This window comes from Frankiales bacterium, from assembly GCA_016125335.1.
Classification (GTDB): domain Bacteria; phylum Actinomycetota; class Actinomycetes; order S36-B12; family CAIYMF01; genus Longivirga.
This window is the reverse complement of sequence record WGLY01000037.1, coordinates 24,910-40,832: the sequence shown is the minus strand read 5'-3', so window position 1 is coordinate 40,832 and position 15,923 is coordinate 24,910. Positions and strand designations below refer to the sequence as shown.

General features: G+C 74.1%; 14 protein-coding genes. 4 read left to right on the top strand and 10 right to left on the bottom strand.

The genetic code is table 11. From position 1 onward, the window contains the following. Positions 1 to 1,328: DUF222 domain-containing protein (locus GC157_17645; protein MBI1379281.1), on the top strand; the 1,328-nt coding region annotated here is incomplete at its 5' end. 119 nt (positions 1,329 to 1,447) lie between these two features. On the opposite strand, the gene GC157_17640 is transcribed toward GC157_17645, so the two are convergent. The 3 genes from GC157_17640 to GC157_17630 all read right to left on the bottom strand — a co-directional run bounded on the left by GC157_17640 (position 1,448) and on the right by GC157_17630 (position 5,074). Then, complete coding sequence (locus GC157_17640) at positions 1,448 to 1,915, bottom strand: GNAT family N-acetyltransferase (GenBank protein MBI1379280.1); 468 nt, start codon at positions 1,913 to 1,915, stop codon at positions 1,448 to 1,450. A 105-nt stretch (positions 1,916 to 2,020) separates the two neighbouring features. Next, positions 2,021 to 3,463: an aldehyde dehydrogenase family protein gene (locus GC157_17635; GenBank protein MBI1379279.1), complete on the bottom strand. Its 1,443-nt coding sequence runs from the start codon at positions 3,461 to 3,463 to the stop codon at positions 2,021 to 2,023. 96 nt (positions 3,464 to 3,559) lie between these two features. Further along, positions 3,560 to 5,074 carry a PucR family transcriptional regulator gene (locus tag GC157_17630; GenBank protein ID MBI1379278.1) on the bottom strand — a complete coding sequence of 505 codons (1,515 nt, stop codon included), beginning with the start codon at positions 5,072 to 5,074 and terminating at the stop codon, positions 3,560 to 3,562. 109 nt (positions 5,075 to 5,183) lie between these two features. Here GC157_17630 and gabT point away from each other — a divergent pair, with 109 nt between their 5' ends. After that, positions 5,184 to 6,536 carry a 4-aminobutyrate--2-oxoglutarate transaminase gene (gabT, locus tag GC157_17625; protein ID MBI1379277.1) on the top strand — a complete coding sequence of 451 codons (1,353 nt, stop codon included), beginning with the start codon at positions 5,184 to 5,186 and terminating at the stop codon, positions 6,534 to 6,536. Between the two features lie 62 nt (positions 6,537 to 6,598). Next, positions 6,599 to 7,210, top strand: a complete 612-nt coding sequence (locus GC157_17620) for a DUF1684 domain-containing protein (GenBank protein MBI1379276.1) — start codon at positions 6,599 to 6,601, stop codon at positions 7,208 to 7,210. A 5-nt stretch (positions 7,211 to 7,215) separates the two neighbouring features. On the opposite strand, the gene GC157_17615 is transcribed toward GC157_17620, so the two are convergent. Beyond that, complete coding sequence (locus GC157_17615; GenBank protein MBI1379275.1) at positions 7,216 to 8,454, bottom strand: ATP-binding protein; 1,239 nt, start codon at positions 8,452 to 8,454, stop codon at positions 7,216 to 7,218. A gap of 79 nt (positions 8,455 to 8,533) precedes the next feature. On the opposite strand from GC157_17615, the gene GC157_17610 reads away from it, so the two are divergent. Further along, positions 8,534 to 9,178 (top strand): MarR family transcriptional regulator, encoded by a 645-nt coding sequence (locus GC157_17610; protein ID MBI1379274.1) that lies wholly within the window; start codon positions 8,534 to 8,536, stop codon positions 9,176 to 9,178. A 14-nt stretch (positions 9,179 to 9,192) separates the two neighbouring features. Here the strand turns inward: GC157_17610 and GC157_17605 are convergent, their stop codons facing one another. The 6 genes from GC157_17605 to GC157_17580 form a co-directional block, all read right to left on the bottom strand. Then, positions 9,193 to 9,594, bottom strand: coding sequence for a VOC family protein (locus GC157_17605; GenBank protein MBI1379273.1), 402 nt, complete (start codon positions 9,592 to 9,594; stop codon positions 9,193 to 9,195). Positions 9,595 to 9,693: 99 nt separating this feature from the next. Then, a complete protein-coding gene (mmsA, locus tag GC157_17600; protein MBI1379272.1) occupies positions 9,694 to 11,193 on the bottom strand; it encodes a CoA-acylating methylmalonate-semialdehyde dehydrogenase in 1,500 nt (499 codons plus the stop codon). 79 nt (positions 11,194 to 11,272) lie between these two features. Further along, positions 11,273 to 12,382, bottom strand: a complete 1,110-nt coding sequence (locus tag GC157_17595) for a DUF2157 domain-containing protein (protein MBI1379271.1) — start codon at positions 12,380 to 12,382, stop codon at positions 11,273 to 11,275. A 77-nt stretch (positions 12,383 to 12,459) separates the two neighbouring features. Then, positions 12,460 to 13,887, bottom strand: coding sequence for an FAD-dependent oxidoreductase (locus tag GC157_17590; GenBank protein MBI1379270.1), 1,428 nt, complete (start codon positions 13,885 to 13,887; stop codon positions 12,460 to 12,462). 217 nt (positions 13,888 to 14,104) lie between these two features. After that, positions 14,105 to 14,968 (bottom strand): ABC transporter permease subunit, encoded by an 864-nt coding sequence (locus tag GC157_17585; GenBank protein MBI1379269.1) that lies wholly within the window; start codon positions 14,966 to 14,968, stop codon positions 14,105 to 14,107. After that, positions 14,968 to 15,882, bottom strand: a complete 915-nt coding sequence (locus tag GC157_17580; protein MBI1379268.1) for an ABC transporter permease subunit — start codon at positions 15,880 to 15,882, stop codon at positions 14,968 to 14,970. The genes GC157_17585 and GC157_17580 overlap by 1 nt, the downstream gene beginning before the upstream one ends. Positions 15,883 to 15,923 lie beyond the last annotated feature (41 nt).

The following is a 15,923-nucleotide window of genomic DNA, read 5'->3' as shown; positions in this document are numbered from 1 at the left end:
TGCTCGAGCAGGTCGACGTCGAGGCGATCACCGAGCCGGCCGAGCTGATCGACTACCTGTCGGTGGTGGGGCGGCTCGAAGCCCGGCTGGCGTCCCTGCGCCTGGCCGCGGAGGCGGCGTTCGCGGCGAAAGCGTGCCCGGACCCGACGGTGCGCAGCTCGTACGCGGAGGCAGCGGCCGAGCAGGAGGTCGCCTACGCCACCCGCACCAGCGCGTACGGGGCGTCGAAGGAGATCGAACGCGCCCTCGCGCTGAAGGAGACCTTCGCGGGGTTCCGTGCCGCGCTGGCCGCCGGGGAGATCACCGAGCGCCACTGCGCCGCCCTCGTCGACGCCACCCGGTACCTCACCGACACCGAGGTACTCGCGACGATCGAGACCCAGGCGCTGGACAAGGCCCGCACACTGACCGCCTCAGAGCTGCGCAAGCACCTCGACAAGCTCATCGCCCGCCACGACCCCGACTCGACCGTCCGCGCGCACAAGGCCGCGGCCACCCGGGACGTGTACCGCCAGCCGATCGGCGACGGCATGGCCTTCCTCGGCGTCACCCACCAGGCTCCCGTGATCGACGCCGTGTTCGACGCGATCGAAGCGGCCGGCAAGGCACTGCGCGCCCAGCGCGGTGGGGCCGAGGCGTTGCGGGCCGGGAACGAGGACGCCGCCTCTGGTGCGTGCCGCGCCGATGCGCTGGCCGCCCTCGTCCTCGGGACCCGCGACGAGGAGGGCGCCCTCGTCTATGACGCCTCCCGCACCCAGACCGAGCTGCACGTCGTGATGGACCTCGACACCCTGCGCGGCGAGCGCGACGGCCTGGCACTGCTGAACGGCACGCCGATCCCCGCGCCGATCGCGCGCGAGGTCGCCGGGGTCGCGGAGTCCTGGCGGCGACTGGTCGTCGACCCGGTCGACGGGCACCTGCTCGACTACGGCACCCGCCAGTACCTGCCCGCAGCCCTGCGCGAGCACGTCCTGCACCGCGACCCCATGTGCCGGCGACCCGGGTGCACGCGGCGGGCGCAGGAGATGGACCACGCGCTCCCGTTCCCCGAAGGCGCGAGCGACACCACGAACTGCGGCGGGCTGTGCTCGCGCTGCCACCAGGTGAAGACCGCGGGGCACGCCACCATCGAGGACTCCGCCGCCGACGGATCGGGCACCTGGGTCACCCGATGGCGGCAACGCATCCGGATCCCGGCCCAACCGGTCCTCGAACCACCGCCACGACCGGAACCACCGCGACCCGCAGCCCCCACCGCACCGCCCGCGCCGCCCGGTGCCGTGCAGGCACGCCCCGACACCGACGACCCGGAGCGACCGCCCTACTGACCGCGGGCTGCCCGTCGGCCAGGCGAGCTCCTATGCCGGTGCCCGCGCGGCGTGGGTCCGGCACTGCGAGGTGGGTGCACCTCCATGGCGGAGATGGCGGGACCCGGTGTCACGGATGCCTAGGCACCTCGGGAGAGGTCCAGCTCATACCTGAGCAGCGTCGGGAACGGCGCGAAGGTCGACGCGCTGCGCTCCCCGGTCGGACGCCATCCGTGTCGCTGGTAGAACGAGCGCGCCCTGGCGTTGCCCTCGAAGACTCGCAGCCAGCCGCTGCTCAGGCCGGCAGCGCGCCAGAGGGCGACGACGTCGTCATGCGCGCGATCCGCCAAGCCGGTGCCCCATGTGTGGACCGCGGTCCCGAAGTGCAGGAGCTGGTCGCCCTGGAGGGCGACGAATCCCTCGACGAGCCGGGCCGCCTCGACGATCACGAAGCAGTCGATCGTCGGATCCGTGAGCTCCTGCTCCCACCTCGCGCGCACCGCGCCGACCGGGAAGGGATAGAGGTCCTGCGGGAACACCTCGGCGAGGCCGCGCCGCGCTCCGTCGGCCTGGACGTCCATCAGCACGTCCAGGCACCCGTGCGTCATCGGCCGGAGCAGTGTCACCGCGCCGGCCCGGGCCCTCGGTTCACGCCCCCAGACTGTCGCACCGCGTCGACGTTCGGGGCGGACCACCGCCCGGACAGCCTCGGGTCAGAGGGTGAGGCCGGTGAGGACGAGCACCTTCTCGTGGGTGAGGTCCTCCATCGCGGCCCGCACACCCTCGCGGCCGACGCCGGAGGCCTTGACCCCGCCGTAGGGCATCTGGTCGGCGCGGTAGGACGGGACGTCGCCCACCACCACCCCGCCCACCTCGAGCTCGGCGTGGGCGCGGAAGGCCACCTGCACGTCGTGGGTGAACACGCCCGTCTGGAGGCCGAAGCGGCTGTCGTTCACGGCGGCGAACGCCTCGTCGACGCCGTCGACCGGCGCCAGCACGAGCACCGGGCCGAACACCTCCTCGCACACCACCTTGGCGTCCGCGGGGACGTCGACGAGCACCGTGGGCGCGTACGACGAACCGTCGCGTACGCCGCCGGTGAGCACCCGGGCGCCGGCCGCGACGGCCTCGTCCACCCAGCTCTCGACGCGCACGGCCGCCGCCTCGTTCACGAGCGGGCCGACGACGGTGGCCTCGTCCCAGGGCGAGCCGGTGGGCAGCGCCGCGACGCGCTCGACCACCCGCGGGACGAACCGGTCCCACAGGCTGCGGTCGACCAGCACCCGCTGCACGGACACGCAGGCCTGGCCGCCCTGGTAGTTGGCGAAGGTCGCGATCCGGGAGGCGGCGAGGTCGAGGTCGGCCTCCGACGACCAGTCGGGGGCCAGCACGGCTGCCGCGTTGCCGCCGAGCTCGAGCGTCACGTGCTTGTGCGGCACGGAGCGGGCGATGGCGAAGCCCACCCGGTCCGAACCGGTGAACGACACCACCGGCAGACGCTCGTCGGCCACCAGCGAGGGGGCCACGTCGTTGTCGACGGCGAGCACCGACCACGAGCCCTCGGGCAGGTCGGTCTCGGCCAGCAGCTCGGCGAGCAGCAGCGAGGACAGCGGCGTGGCCGGGGCCGGCTTCACGATCACGGGGGCACCGACCGCGAGGGCCGGGGCCACCTTGTGCGCCACCAGGTTGAGCGGGAAGTTGAACGGCGCGATGGCCAGGACCGGCCCGTGGGGGAACCGGCGCACCAGGCCGACGCGGCCCTCGCCGGAGGGGTCGGTGTCCAGCCGCTGCACCTCGCCGCCGAACCGGCGCGCCTCCTCGGCGGCGAACCGGAAGGTCGACGCCGCACGGCCCGCCTCCGCGCGCGCCCACATGATCGGCTTGCCGTTCTCGGCGGTGATGAGCTCGGCCACCTCGTCGCGGCGCTCGGCCAGCCGGGCCGCGACGTGCGCGAGGGCGTCGGCGCGCACGTGCGCCGGCGTCGTGGCGAAGGAGCGGCGCGCCGCCCACGCCGCGGCGACCGCCCGCTCGAACTGGTCGGCGGAGGGCACCGCGTGTGCCCCCGCGAGGGAGCCGTCGTAGGGGTGCACCACCTCGGCGGTGACGGAGGAGGACTCGGGCCGGCCGGCGACCCACACGGGACGGACATCGCTCATGGCCACGACGGTAGGCGGACGCCGTGCCCGGCCATGCTCCGGTCAGGAGGGCATCACCGACGCGGACCGTCCAGGTCGTACACCGGCCGGGCAGGGTCAGCGCGACTGGCGCGAGAGCGCGAGCCACAGCTCCGCGCGCACACCGGCGTCGTCGAGCGAGCGCCCGAGCAGGGCTTCTGCGCGGCGCAGGCGGTGCCGCACCGTGTGGCGGTGCACGCCGAGGTCCGCGGCCGCGGCGTCCACCTGCCCGTGCCGGGCCAGCCAGGCCGCGAGCGTGGCGGCGAGGTCGGCCCGCTCCCCCGGCTCCTCGAGCGGGGCCAGCAGCGCCCCGGCCCAGGCGTCGGCGGCCACCGGGTCGAGCAGCGCGTCGAGCCCCCCGCCCACGTCGTCGTAGGAGCGCACGGGAGCGCCTCCGAGCCCCAGCGCGCGCCGCGCCCGTCCCCACGAGCGCGCCAGGCCGTCGGCGTCAGCCACGTCGGCCGGGTCGCCGATGCCGACGCCGGCCACCACGTCGTGGTCCTCGGCCGCCGACTGTGCCCCCTCGCGCGCAGACGCCGCGGGCGCCACGGCCACCACGAGATCGGCGTCGTCCTCGACCAGGCCCGACGCGACCGCCGCACCGGGCAGCGCGTCGGTGAGCCGGTCCTCGAGCGCCGCGGGCGAGGACCCGCGCGCGGGCCGGGCGACCAGCACGCGCACCGATCCCGATGCCAGGCCCGTCCAGCCCAGTGGCTCGAGCGGCAGCGTGCGCCCGTGCCCGTCGAGCAGCAGGCGCAGCGCCGCGGCGCGCACGCCGCGCTCGGCCGCGGTGCGTCCCTCGCTGCGGGCCAGGGCGAGCGAGAGCAGCGACACCGCGAGGTTGACCACCGCCTGGTCGTTGGCCCGGATGGGCGCGGAGGCGCGCACCGCGAGGAAGCCGCGTGCGCGGCCGCGCACGCCGAGGGGCTGGATGACGACGTAGTCGTCCGCGGCCGAGAGCACCGCGGAGGCCAGCAGGCCCCGGGGGCGCAGCCGGGCGATCTCGTCGGCGAGGTCGAGCGCGCGCGCGGCCGCCGACGGTGGGCTGGCCTGCACGACCGCCCCGCTGGGGTCGAGCACGAGCACCGCCCCGCCGACGTGCTTGGCCAGGCGCGCCACCACCGCGGCCGCGACGCCGTCGTCGGACGTGAGCGCCGCGCGGATGAGGTCGCGCTGCGCGGCGAAGCTCCGGGCGGCCGCGTCGTACTCCTCGGCGCTGAGCAGCCGCGACACCGCCTTGGTGACGGCGATGAACGGCGTGCGCTCGGGCACCTCGAGCAGCGGCAGGCCCGCCTTCTCGGCGGCGCTGACGAGAGCGGCGGGCACGGAGGCGTGCGAGAGCCCGATGCCCAGGCCCAGGCCGACGACGCCGGCGTCGACCAGCCGGGTGACGTAGGCGGTCGCGCCGGCCGCGCGCTGGGGCAGGCGCATGCCGGTGGTGAGCAGCAGCTCGCCGCCCTCGAGGAACGGTCGCGGGTCCTCGAGCTCGCTCACCGCCACCCACCGCACCGGCTCGTCGAGCCCGGACGGTGCGGCGCGCACCACCAGCCCGAGGTCGGCGATGGCGGTGACGTCGCGCAGGCGGGGCGGCACGGGACCTCCAGGGGATCCGCGTCAGGTGTCCGGTTCGGACAAGGCTAGCGCCTGGCTTGGACAGCAGGTCCAGGGTGCGCGAGGCCCGTCGCGCCCTAGCCTCGTCGCCATGACGACCACCACCTCCCCCGTCGCCGCGGACCTCCCCCAGGAGCGCCGCCTCGTCACGGCCGTGCCCGGCCCCGCCTCGCAGGAGCTGCAGGCGCGGCGCACCGCGGCGGTCAGCGCCGGCGTCGGCGCGACCCTGCCCGTCTACATCGTCGCCGCGGGCGGCGGCGTGCTCCTCGACGTCGACGGCAACTCGCTGATCGACATGGGCTCGGGCATCGCGGTCACGAGCGTGGGCAACTCCGCGCCGAAGGTGGTCGAGGCGGTGCAGGAGCAGGTGGCCCGCTTCACGCACACGTGCTTCATGGTCACCAGCTACGCCGGCTACGTGGAGGTGTGCGAGGCGCTCAACCGCCTGACGCCCGGCGACGACGAGAAGCGCTCGGCCCTGTTCAACTCCGGCGCCGAGGCGGTGGAGAACGCCGTCAAGATCGCGCGTGCCTACACCAAGCGCGACGCCGTCGTCGTCTTCGAGCACGGCTACCACGGCCGCACCAACCTCACGATGGCGATGACCGCCAAGAACATGCCCTACAAGCAGTCGTTCGGGCCGTTCGCCAGCGAGATCTACCGCGTGCCGCTCTCGTACCCGTTCCACGACGGGCGGGACGGCGCCAAGGCCGCGGCCGACGCGATCAGCCGCATCGACAAGGAGATCGGCGGGGCCAACGTCGCCGCCATCGTCATCGAGCCCATCGCCGGCGAGGGCGGGTTCATCGTGCCCGCCGAGGGCTTCCTGCCGGCGCTCGCCGAGTACGCGCGGGCCAACGGCATCGTGTTCGTCGCCGACGAGATCCAGACCGGCTTCTGCCGCACCGGCGACTGGTTCGCCTGCGAGCACGAGGGCGTCGTGCCGGACCTCATCACCACCGCCAAGGGCATCGCCGGCGGCCTCCCGCTCGCCGGGGTGACGGGTCGCGCCGAGATCATGGACGCCGTCCACGTGGGCGGCCTCGGCGGCACCTACGGCGGCAACCCGGTCGCCTGCGCGGCTGCTCTCGGCGCCATCGCCACGATGGAGGAGCTCGACCTCCCGGCCGCGGCCCGCCGCATCGAGGCCGCGATGAAGCCGCGCCTCCAGGCGATCGCCGACAAGACCGGCGTCATCGGCGACATCCGCGGCCGCGGCGCGATGATCGCGGTGGAGATCGTGAAGCCCGGCACGGACGAGCCGGACGCGGACCTGACCGGGCGCGTGGCGAAGGCCTGCCACGCCCAGGGCGTCGTCGTCCTCACCGCCGGCACCTACGGGAACGTGCTGCGCTTCCTGCCGCCGCTCACCATGCCCGACCACCTGCTCGACGAGGCGCTCACCGTGCTCGAGGAGCAGTTCCTCGCCGCAGCCGGGGTCTGACCCCGCGGAGGGCGGCCTCCCGCGGCCGGGCGTCCGTCGCCGGCCGGCGGGATGATGGACGCATGTCGTTGACGCTGCTCGGCTGGCGGCGCGACGTCGCGTCGCTCTACGCCGCCGTTCGTGCGAGCCAGGACCCGCGCGGCGCGCACGCGCTGTGGCGGCGCGGGCGCGACGCGCTCATGGCCAGCCACCCGGACTCGCCCGTCCCGCCCGCGGCGCGACCGGCGCTGCGCGGCCTGCCGTACGCGCCGTACGACCCCGCGCTGCGCTGGACGCTGCCGCTGCTCCCCGCCGACCCCGAGGACCTCGACGTGCCCACCGGCACCGACGGCGTGGTGGGGTTCCGGCGGATCGGCCGCCTCGAGCTGCCGGACGGGCGCGGGTCGCTCGACGTGTGGTGGCTGCGGCAGTACGCCGGCGGCCTGTTCGTGCCGCTGCGCGACGCGACCGCGGGGCGCACCACGTACGGCGGTGGCCGCTACCTGCTCGACACGGCCAAGGGCGCCGACCTCGGCGGCGACGACACGCACCTGGTGGTGGACCTCAACTTCGCCTACCAGCCCTCGTGCGCCTACGACCCGGCGTGGGCGTGCCCGCTCGCCCCGCCCGGCAACGTGCTGACGGTGCCGGTCGAGGCCGGCGAGCTCTACGACCCCTCGGCGTACGGGGCCTGACGGCGTCAGCCGCTGATCACCGCGTGGGTGACCGGGTCGCGCTCCTGCATCCCCCACGCCTGGCCGTAGCCGTCGCGGAGCAGGTCGAGGAACGGCACCGAGTCGAAGGCCTCCGGGCCCAGCACGCCCGAGCCGGACCACGCGCCGGTGGCCAGCAGCTCGAGCGCGACCACGGGGTTCATGGCGGTCTGCCACACCACGGCCTGGGCGCCGTACTCGCGCATGGTCCACTCGTTGTCGGCCACGTGGTAGAGGTACACCTCGCGCGGCTTCCCGTCGGTGCCCGTGCCGGTGACCCACAGGCCGGCGCAGGTCGAGCCGGTCATCTTGTCGCCGAGCGTGAGCGGGTCGGGCAGGGCGGCCGCCACGACGTCGCGCGGGGACACCTGCACCCCGCGCACGGTCACCGGCTCGGTGCGGTCGAGGCCGAGCTTGTGCAGGGTCTTGAGCACGTCGATGAACTCGTCGCCGAGGCCGAACTTGAACGTGACGCGCTTGGCCTTGAGCCAGCGCGGCATGAGGAGCACCTCCTCGTGCTCCACGTTGACGCACTCGACCGGACCGATGCCGCCGGGGAAGTCGAACACCTCGGGCTCGGAGAACGGCGCGGTGGTGTACCACTCGCGGCCCTCCTCCCAGATGACCGGCGGGTTGAGGCACTCCTCGATCGTGGTCCAGATGGAGAACGACGGGGCGAAGTCGTAGCCCTCGATCACGAGGTTGCCGGCGTCGCGCACCCCGAGCTCGTCGATCTCGGAGAACAGGTGGTCGCTGGCGTAGCGGGCGAAGACGTCGGCCAGGCCGGGCTCGACGCCGATGCCGACGATGGCCAGGCGCCCCGCGGCCTCCCAGTCGGCGGCCTTCGCGAACTGGTCGTCGCCGAGCTTCACGCCGGGCAGCTCGTGCGGCCGCTGCGGGTGCGGCGAGGACAGCGACATCGCGGTGTCGAGGTAGTCGGCGCCGGCCGCGAACGCGCCGTCGAAGATCGGCAGCACGAAGCGCGGGTCGACCGCGTTGAGCACGTGGGTGGCGCCGTGGGCGCGCACGAGGGCGGCGACGGCGTCCGCGTCGCCGGCGTCGACCTGGGCGGCCACGAACCGGGGGTCGTCGAGCCGGGCGACGAGCGCCTCGGCCCGGCCGAGGTCGTAGTCGGCCACGACCCAGGTGTCGACGAAGTCGCGACGGGCGGCGATGAGGGCGGCGGACGAGCCGACGCCGCCGGCGCCGACGCAGAGGACCCGCATGGGGAGGTTCCTGTTCTGGTGCGGCCGCGACACGGTGTCCCGGCCTCCTGCACGGCACGCTAAGGCATAAGGTGCTTATATGACGTCCCCGCAGCCGCGCCGCGCCTGGGGCGAGGGCTGGATCGCCGTCCCGCCCGACGCCCCGCGGCCGCCGAGCCGGGGGCCGGCGGCCGACCGCGCGTTCACCGCCAACGTGCTCGGCACCCTCGCCCTCACCGTGGTGGACCGCGTCTCCCTCGGCGCCGCACGGGCCACCCGCCACGGCGCCAACGGCCCGGCGGCGCTCGTCACGCTGCTCTGGTACCCGGACCGGCCGATCGCGTTCCTGGCCGCGCGCCTGCGCATCAGCCACCCGGGCGCCGTGCAGCTCGTCGACCGGCTCGAGCGCGACGGGCTCGTCGAGCGCGTGCCGGCCGCGGACGGCCGCACGAAGCTGCTCGCGCTCACGGCCGTCGGCGAGGACGCCGCGCTCGCCGTGCTCGCCGCGCGGCGCGACGTGCTCGACCGCGCGGTGTCGGCCCTCGACGACGACCAGGTGCTCGCCCTGGCCGACGCCGCCGGGGCCATGCTGGAGGCGCTCGCGGACACGCTGCTCACGAGCGAGTTCATGTGCCGGATGTGCGACGAGCTGGCCTGCCCGGACGCGCGCTGCCCGGTCGAGCGCGCCGAGCCGAGCCCGCCGCACCGGCGCGGCTCGGGCTACGGCGTCCCCGCACGCGACTGATCGCGCGGGGCCGGTCAGCCGGAGCTGGCGTCGCCCTCGTCCGGCCCCTCGGCCCCCGCGACGACGCAGAACTCGTTGCCCTGCGGGTCGGCCATCACCTGCCACCAGTGGCCGAAGCGCTCGACGCGCTCGCCCACGACCGTGCCGCCCAGCCGTTGGAGGCGGGTGATCTGCGCCTCCGGGTCGGCCGGGTGGGTGTCGAGGTGCATGCGGTTCTTGACCTGCTTGACCTCGTCGACGCCGGCGAGGACGAACACGGGGGCGTGGACCTCGGCCGGCGACGCGTCGCGGCCGGGTTCGGGGACGAGCACGCGGTACTCGTCCAGGGAGTCGGCGAGCCGGTACCCGAGGGCGACCGACCAGAACTCGACGAGCGAGTCCGGGTCGTGGCAGTCCAGCACCACGTTGAGCCTCATGCTCGCGACGGTACCGGCGCGCGGCCCCTCGCTTCGCGTCGAACAGCGAGATCGCCGAGGGCCCGACGGGGGCCCTCGGCGATCTCGGTGCAGTCCGGGTCAGCCGTGCGTCGGGAAGCCCAGGTTGATCCCGCCGTGGCTCGGGTCGAGCCAGCGGCTCGTGATGACCTTGCCGCGGGTGAAGAAGTGCACGCCCTCGGTGCCGTGGGCGTGGGTGTCGCCGAACAGCGAGGACTTCCAGCCGCCGAACGAGTAGTACGCCATGGGCACCGGGATCGGCACGTTGACGCCGACCATGCCGACCTCGACCTCGTTCTGGTAGCGCCGGGCGGCGCCGCCGTCGTTGGTGAAGATGGCCGTGCCGTTGCCGTAGGGGTGGTCGTTGACGAGGCGGAGCGCCTCGTCGTAGGAGTCCACCCGCACCACGGAGAGCACCGGGCCGAAGATCTCGTCGGTGTAGACGCTCATGTCCGGGGTGACGTGGTCGATGAGCGTGGGCCCGAGCCAGTAGCCGCCGGGCTCGCCGTCGACCTGCGGGTCGCGGCCGTCGACGACGAGCGTCGCGCCCGCGGCCTCGCCGGCGTCGACGTAGGAGCGCACCTTGTCGCGGTGCGCCGCGGTGACCAGCGGGCCCATGTCGCAGCCGCGACGGCCGTCGCCGGTGCGCAGCCCTGCCATGCGCTCCTCGATCTTGGCCACCAGCGGGTCGGCGACGTCGCCGACCGCCACGAGGGCCGAGATCGCCATGCAGCGCTCTCCCGCCGAGCCGAAGCCGGCGTTGACCGCCGCGTCCGCAGCGAGGTCGAGGTCGGCGTCGGGCAGCACCACCATGTGGTTCTTCGCCCCGCCGAGCGCCTGCACGCGCTTGCCGTGCGCGGTGCCGGTCTCGTAGACGTACTTGGCGATCGCAGTCGAGCCGACGAACGAGATGCCCTTGACGTCGCGGTGGGTCAGCAGCGAGTCGACCGCCACCTTGTCGCCGTGGACGACGTTGAAGACGCCCGACGGCAGCCCCGCCTCGGCCCACAGCGCGGCCATGAAGTTGGCCGACGACGGGTCCTTCTCGCTGGGCTTGAGCACCACCGTGTTGCCCGCCGCGATCGCGATCGGGAAGAACCACATGGGCACCATGGCCGGGAAGTTGAACGGGGAGATGATCCCGACGACGCCCAGCGGCTGGCGGATGGAGTACACGTCGACGCCGGAGGAGACGCCCTCGCTGTAGCCGCCCTTGAGCAGGTGCGGGATCCCGCAGGCGAACTCGACCACCTCGAGGCCGCGGGTCACCTCGCCGAGGGCGTCGGAGAGCACCTTGCCGTGCTCGGCGGTGATGATCGCGGCGAGCTCCTCCTTGCGCTCGTTGAGCAGCTCGCGGAAGGCGAAGAGCACCGAGACGCGCTTGGTGATCGAGGTGCGCGACCACTCGGCGAAGGCGGCCTTGGCGGCGGCGACGGCCTCGTCCATCACCTCGGCGGTGGCGAAGTCGACCCGTCCGGTGAGGGCTCCGGTCGCGGGGTCGTGGACCTCGCCGGTGCGCTCGGCGACGGCACCGAAGGGCTTGCCGTCGATCCAGTGGGTGATGCGGGTGGGCTCGGTCATGGGGCCCATCCTGCGCCACGGGACGCCGACGTTCCAGCCGCAACCTGTCGTGACGAGCGGCGCGACGCCTTGCACTGTGTCAGGCGACCGGCGTCCCGGCCCCGGGCGGACGGGCGCGACGGCCGAGGAGCGCCGCCACGACGGCGCCCGCGAGCAGCACGAGCCCGGCCACGAGGAACGCCAGGGCGGGCGCGGACTGCTCGGCGACCACGCTGAACACCAGCACGGTCACCGCCAGCACGGCGAGCACGATCCACGGCCACGACCGCGAGACGAGGAACAGCACGGTCCCCGCGGCCGCGAGCGACCCGAGCAGCACCACGCCGGGCGTCAGCGGACCCGCGCTCGTCACCAGGACGGCGCCGGCCACGAGCGAGGCCGCCGAGCCCAGGGCGGCCGCCAGCACCGGCAGCGTGAGCCACCGGGCGACGACGGCGCCCCACAGCACCCCGGCCACAGCCAGCGCCACGGGCACCACCACCTCCTCCAGGCTCGGCTGGTACGTCCCGGTGCCGTAGGGGTCGAACTGCGGTGCCCGGTCCGGGATCAGCAGGCTGGTGCCGACCCCGACGACGAGCAGCGTCGCGCCGAGCAGGCCGATCTCGGTCACCGCGCTCGGCGCGAGCACCTCGGCCAGGGCCAGCAGGGCGAGCCCCGTCAGGCCGCCGACCAGCGCGGCGCGCTCGTCCTGCAGGTGCAGCACCTCCGTGGTGAGCAGCGCGAGCAGCACGGAGCCGAGCGCCATCAGCGTGCCCGACACCCGGCGGCGGGAGGCGTGCTCGTGCCGGCGCAGCTCGACCCGCCCACCGGCGGTCCGGGCCGCGAGCAGGCCGCCGGCGTACGCGAGGACGCCGATGAGGCCCAGCAGCAGGAGCCGGGTGGACTCGGTCATGTCCTCCCACGACTGGGCCAGGAAGGCCACGGCCGACGCGGCCACGAGCACCCCGCCCAGGTAGGCGGCGGCCTCCACGACATGGGCCCGCGCCGTCGTGGCCGGCCGCTGCGTGGCGACGGCGGGCGGCGAGGCGTGCGGTGAGGCGGGCGCCGGGGGGCCGGCGTCGGGCGGCGGACCGACCTCGGCCAGCACCGCGGCGGCCTGCTCGGGGGTGATCACCCCCCGGCCGACCAGCCGGTCGAGCGCGGTCGCGAGCGCGGGAGCGGGTGCCTCGGGGGCGGGCGTCGTGGACATGGCGTCTCACCTCGCCTTCGGCACCAGGCTAGGCGCCGTGGCCGCCCGTCTCCCGGCGGCGCCGCGATCGGCGCGGATCAGGAGTCGAAGCCGAGCCCGAGCCGGTCGAGGGTGCGCAGCCAGAGGTTGCGGCGTCCCTCGTTGCGGTCCGCCTGCGCGAGCGACCAGGTGGTCAGCGCGATGCCGGCCGAGCGGAGCGGCTCCGGCGGGAACGGCAGCGGCATGGTGCGCACCAGCTCGGTGCGGGTGCGCTCGGTGTCGCGACCGTCGAGCAGGTCGAGCACCACCGCGGCGCCGAACCGGCTGGCCCCCACCCCGAGCCCGGTGTAGCCGGCGGCATAGGCGACCCGCCCGCCGCGCGCGGTGCCGAAGAACGGCGCGAAGCGCGAGCAGGTGTCGATCGCGCCGCCCCACCGGTGGGAGAACCGCACGCCCTCGAGGACCGGGAAGACCTCCACGAGGTGCTCTGCGAGCAGGGCGAAGGACTCCTCGCGCTGGTCGTGCCGCGCGGACACCCGCCGCTGGTGGATGGCGTCGTAGCCGCCGAACAGGATCCGGTCGTCGTCGGTGCGGCGGAAGTAGTGGAACTGGTTGCCGGCGTCGCCGATGCCCTCCCGGCCCTTCCACCCGATCGCGCCCCAGGCGTCGTCGTCGAGCGGCTCGGTGACCAGGACGTAGTCGTAGACGGGGACGACGTAGTGCGAGAGCCGGCGCAGCAGCGGCGGGAACGCGTTGGTGGCCAGGGCCACGCGCCGGGCCTCCACCCGGCCCGGGCCGGCGTCGGACTCGGTCGTCACGACGACACCGGCGCCCGGTCCGTCGGCCAGGCCCGTCGCGCGCGTGCCCTCGTGGATGCGCACGCCGAGGGCGAGGCAGGCGTCGCGCAGGCCCCAGGCCAGGCGGGCCGGGTCGACCATCGCGACGCCGTCGCGGTCGAGCGCGGCGCCGAGGAAGAGCGGCGAGTCGACCCGCTCGCGCACCGCGTCGCGGTCGAGCACCTCGAGCTCGACGCCGTGCTCCGCGGCGAGCTCGGGCAGGCCGTCGAGCTCCACGAGCTGGTAGGGCTCGGTGACGACGTCCAGCTCGCCGGTGCGCTCGAACGAGCAGTCGATGCCGTAGCGCGCCACCGTGCGCTCGATGCCCTCGAGGTTCTCCTTGCCCAGGCGCACCAGGGTGGCGAGCTCGTCGGGCCAGCGGTTGAGCCCGTTGGCCAGGCCGTGCGTGATGGAGGCGGCGCAGAACCCGCCGTTGCGCCCGGAGGCCGCCCACCCGATCCGCGCACCCTCGAGGAGGACGACGTCGCGCGCGGGGTCGGCCTCCTTCGCGAGCAGCGCGGTCCACAGGCCGGTGAAGCCGCCCCCGACCACGAGCAGGTCGGTCTCGGTCGAGCCGGTGTGCGGGGCGAGCGCGTCGGGCCGGCGGGCGTCGTCGAGCCAGAAGCTGCGTGGGGCGGCGTCGGCGACGGCGGCGTAGGACGAGGGGCGGGGGTGGCGTGCGAACGGCACGACTCTCAGTGCTCCGCGAGGCGGCCGCCCCGGGTCCTCCGGACGATACGGCCGTCACGGTCGGGCGGAGGGATCCGCCACGTCCTCCCGTGACCGCACCAGGGTAGCGCAGATCCTGAACCGCCAGTCAGCACCCGCCCCCGTCGTTACTGCCCGAAAGCGCGGAGAACCGGCCGATCTCCGGTCGTTCCGGCAGTAACGACGGGGTGGGTCGGGGTCAGGCCTTGCGGGCCCGGCGGCGCTGGACGATCTGGCCGATGAGCACGATGGCGAGCGAGACGAAGAACATCAGCGACCCGACGACGTTGATCTGCGGCGGGGTGCCGCGCTGGGCGGCGCCCCACACGAACATCGGGAACGTCACGGTGGACCCGGAGTTGAAGTTCGTGACGATGAAGTCGTCGAACGACAGCGAGAACGCCAGCAGCGAGGCGCCGACGATGCCGGGGATCACCAGCGGGAAGGTGACCCGCCAGAACGTCGTGCGCTCGTTGGCGTAGAGGTCCATGGCCGCCTGCTCCAGGCGCGGGTCGAGGCTGGCGATGCGGGCCTTGACCGTGACGACGACGAAGCTCAGGCAGAACATGATGTGCGCGATGAGGATCGTGACCGTGCCGCGGGCGAAGGACAGCGTGACGAACCAGGTCAGCAGCGAGGAGCCCATGACGACCTCGGGGGTCGCCATCGGCATGAAGATGAGCAGGTTCGTCGCCGAGCGGCCGCGGAAGCGGTAGCGGCCGATCGCGAAGGCGACGAGCGTGCCGAGCGCGACCGAGCCGAGCGTCGCGAGCACGCCGATGACCAGGCTCAGCTTGAGCGCGTCGCACATGCCGCCGACGTCGCAGAGGTTCGTCCACGCGTTGGTGGTGAAGCCCTGCCACACGTAGTTCGTGCGGCCCGCCGGGTCGTTGAACGAGAAGAGGACCACGACGAAGATCGGCACGAACATGTAGAGCAGCACCAGCGACCCGATGATCGGGATGATGCGCTCGCGGACCCAGCGGACCGGTCCCCCGGGCCGCTTGCTGCTGCGGGGCGCCCGCGCGGGCGCCGGGGTGGCGGCGGTGGTGACGGCGGCCATCAGACCAGCTCCTCCGTCCCGGCTCGGCGTACGTAGAAGAACACCAGCACCGTGATCGCGAACATGAGGGTGAACGACAGCGCGGAGGCGGTCGGGTAGTCGCGGACCACGAAGAACTGGTCCTGGATCACGTTTCCGATCATGGCCACCTTGGGCGTGCCCAGGAGCTCGGCGTTGATGTAGTCGCCGGCCGCCGGGATGAAGGTGAGCAGGGTGCCCGCGACGACACCGGGCAGCGACAGCGGCCAGGTGACCTTGCGCAGCGCCGTCCACGGAGAGCTGTAGAGGTCCTGGGCGGCTTCGACCAGTCGGGGGTCCATGCGGTCGAGCGAGGCGTAGAGCGGCAGCACCATGAAGGGCAGGAAGTTGTAGGTGAGGCCGAGCACGACCGCCAGCGGCGTGTTGAGCACGCGGTCGGTCTCGGTGAGGTGCAGCCAGGTGAGCACGGAGTTGATGTGCGACCAGTTGAGGAAGGTCACCACCCAGCCGTCGTCGGCCAGGATCGTCTTCCAGGCCAGCGTGCGGATGAGGAAGCTGGTGAAGAACGGCGCGATCACCAGCACCAGCAGCGTGGCCTTCCACTTGCCCGACCGGAACGCGATGAAGTACGCGAGCGGGTAGGCGAGGGCGAGGCAGAACAGCGTGGCCAGCGAGGCGAACACGAACGAGCGGACGAACTGCGGCCAGTACTCCACCACCGCCGAGAAGCTCGACCAGTTGCCGGGGAAGGTGAAGGTGTAGCCCGACTCGAGCGTGCCGTTGTAGAGCGCGAACAGCAGCAGGACGATCGTCGGGATCAGGAAGAACGCCAGCAGCCAGAACAGGCCGGGCGCCAAGAGCGCGTACGGCGTCCACCGCGAGGTGCCGACGGCCTTGGCCTCGGTGGAACCCCCTCCGCCCTTGTGCGAGCGGATGTCGGACTGCTCGGCGGCGGTGGCGGCGACGGCGCCGCCGC

Coding starts and splice junctions, on each gene's coding strand:
- GC157_17640 (MBI1379280.1), bottom strand. CDS start 1,915: ATGACGCACGGGTGCCTGGACGTGCTGATGGACGTCCAGGCCGACGGA.
- GC157_17635 (MBI1379279.1), bottom strand. CDS start 3,463: ATGAGCGATGTCCGTCCCGTGTGGGTCGCCGGCCGGCCCGAGTCCTCC.
- gabT (MBI1379277.1), top strand. CDS start 5,184: ATGACGACCACCACCTCCCCCGTCGCCGCGGACCTCCCCCAGGAGCGC.
- GC157_17620 (MBI1379276.1), top strand. CDS start 6,599: ATGTCGTTGACGCTGCTCGGCTGGCGGCGCGACGTCGCGTCGCTCTAC.
- GC157_17615 (MBI1379275.1), bottom strand. CDS start 8,454: ATGCGGGTCCTCTGCGTCGGCGCCGGCGGCGTCGGCTCGTCCGCCGCC.
- GC157_17610 (MBI1379274.1), top strand. CDS start 8,534: ATGACGTCCCCGCAGCCGCGCCGCGCCTGGGGCGAGGGCTGGATCGCC.
- GC157_17605 (MBI1379273.1), bottom strand. CDS start 9,594: ATGAGGCTCAACGTGGTGCTGGACTGCCACGACCCGGACTCGCTCGTC.
- mmsA (MBI1379272.1), bottom strand. CDS start 11,193: ATGACCGAGCCCACCCGCATCACCCACTGGATCGACGGCAAGCCCTTC.
- GC157_17595 (MBI1379271.1), bottom strand. CDS start 12,382: ATGTCCACGACGCCCGCCCCCGAGGCACCCGCTCCCGCGCTCGCGACC.
- GC157_17585 (MBI1379269.1), bottom strand. CDS start 14,968: ATGGCCGCCGTCACCACCGCCGCCACCCCGGCGCCCGCGCGGGCGCCC.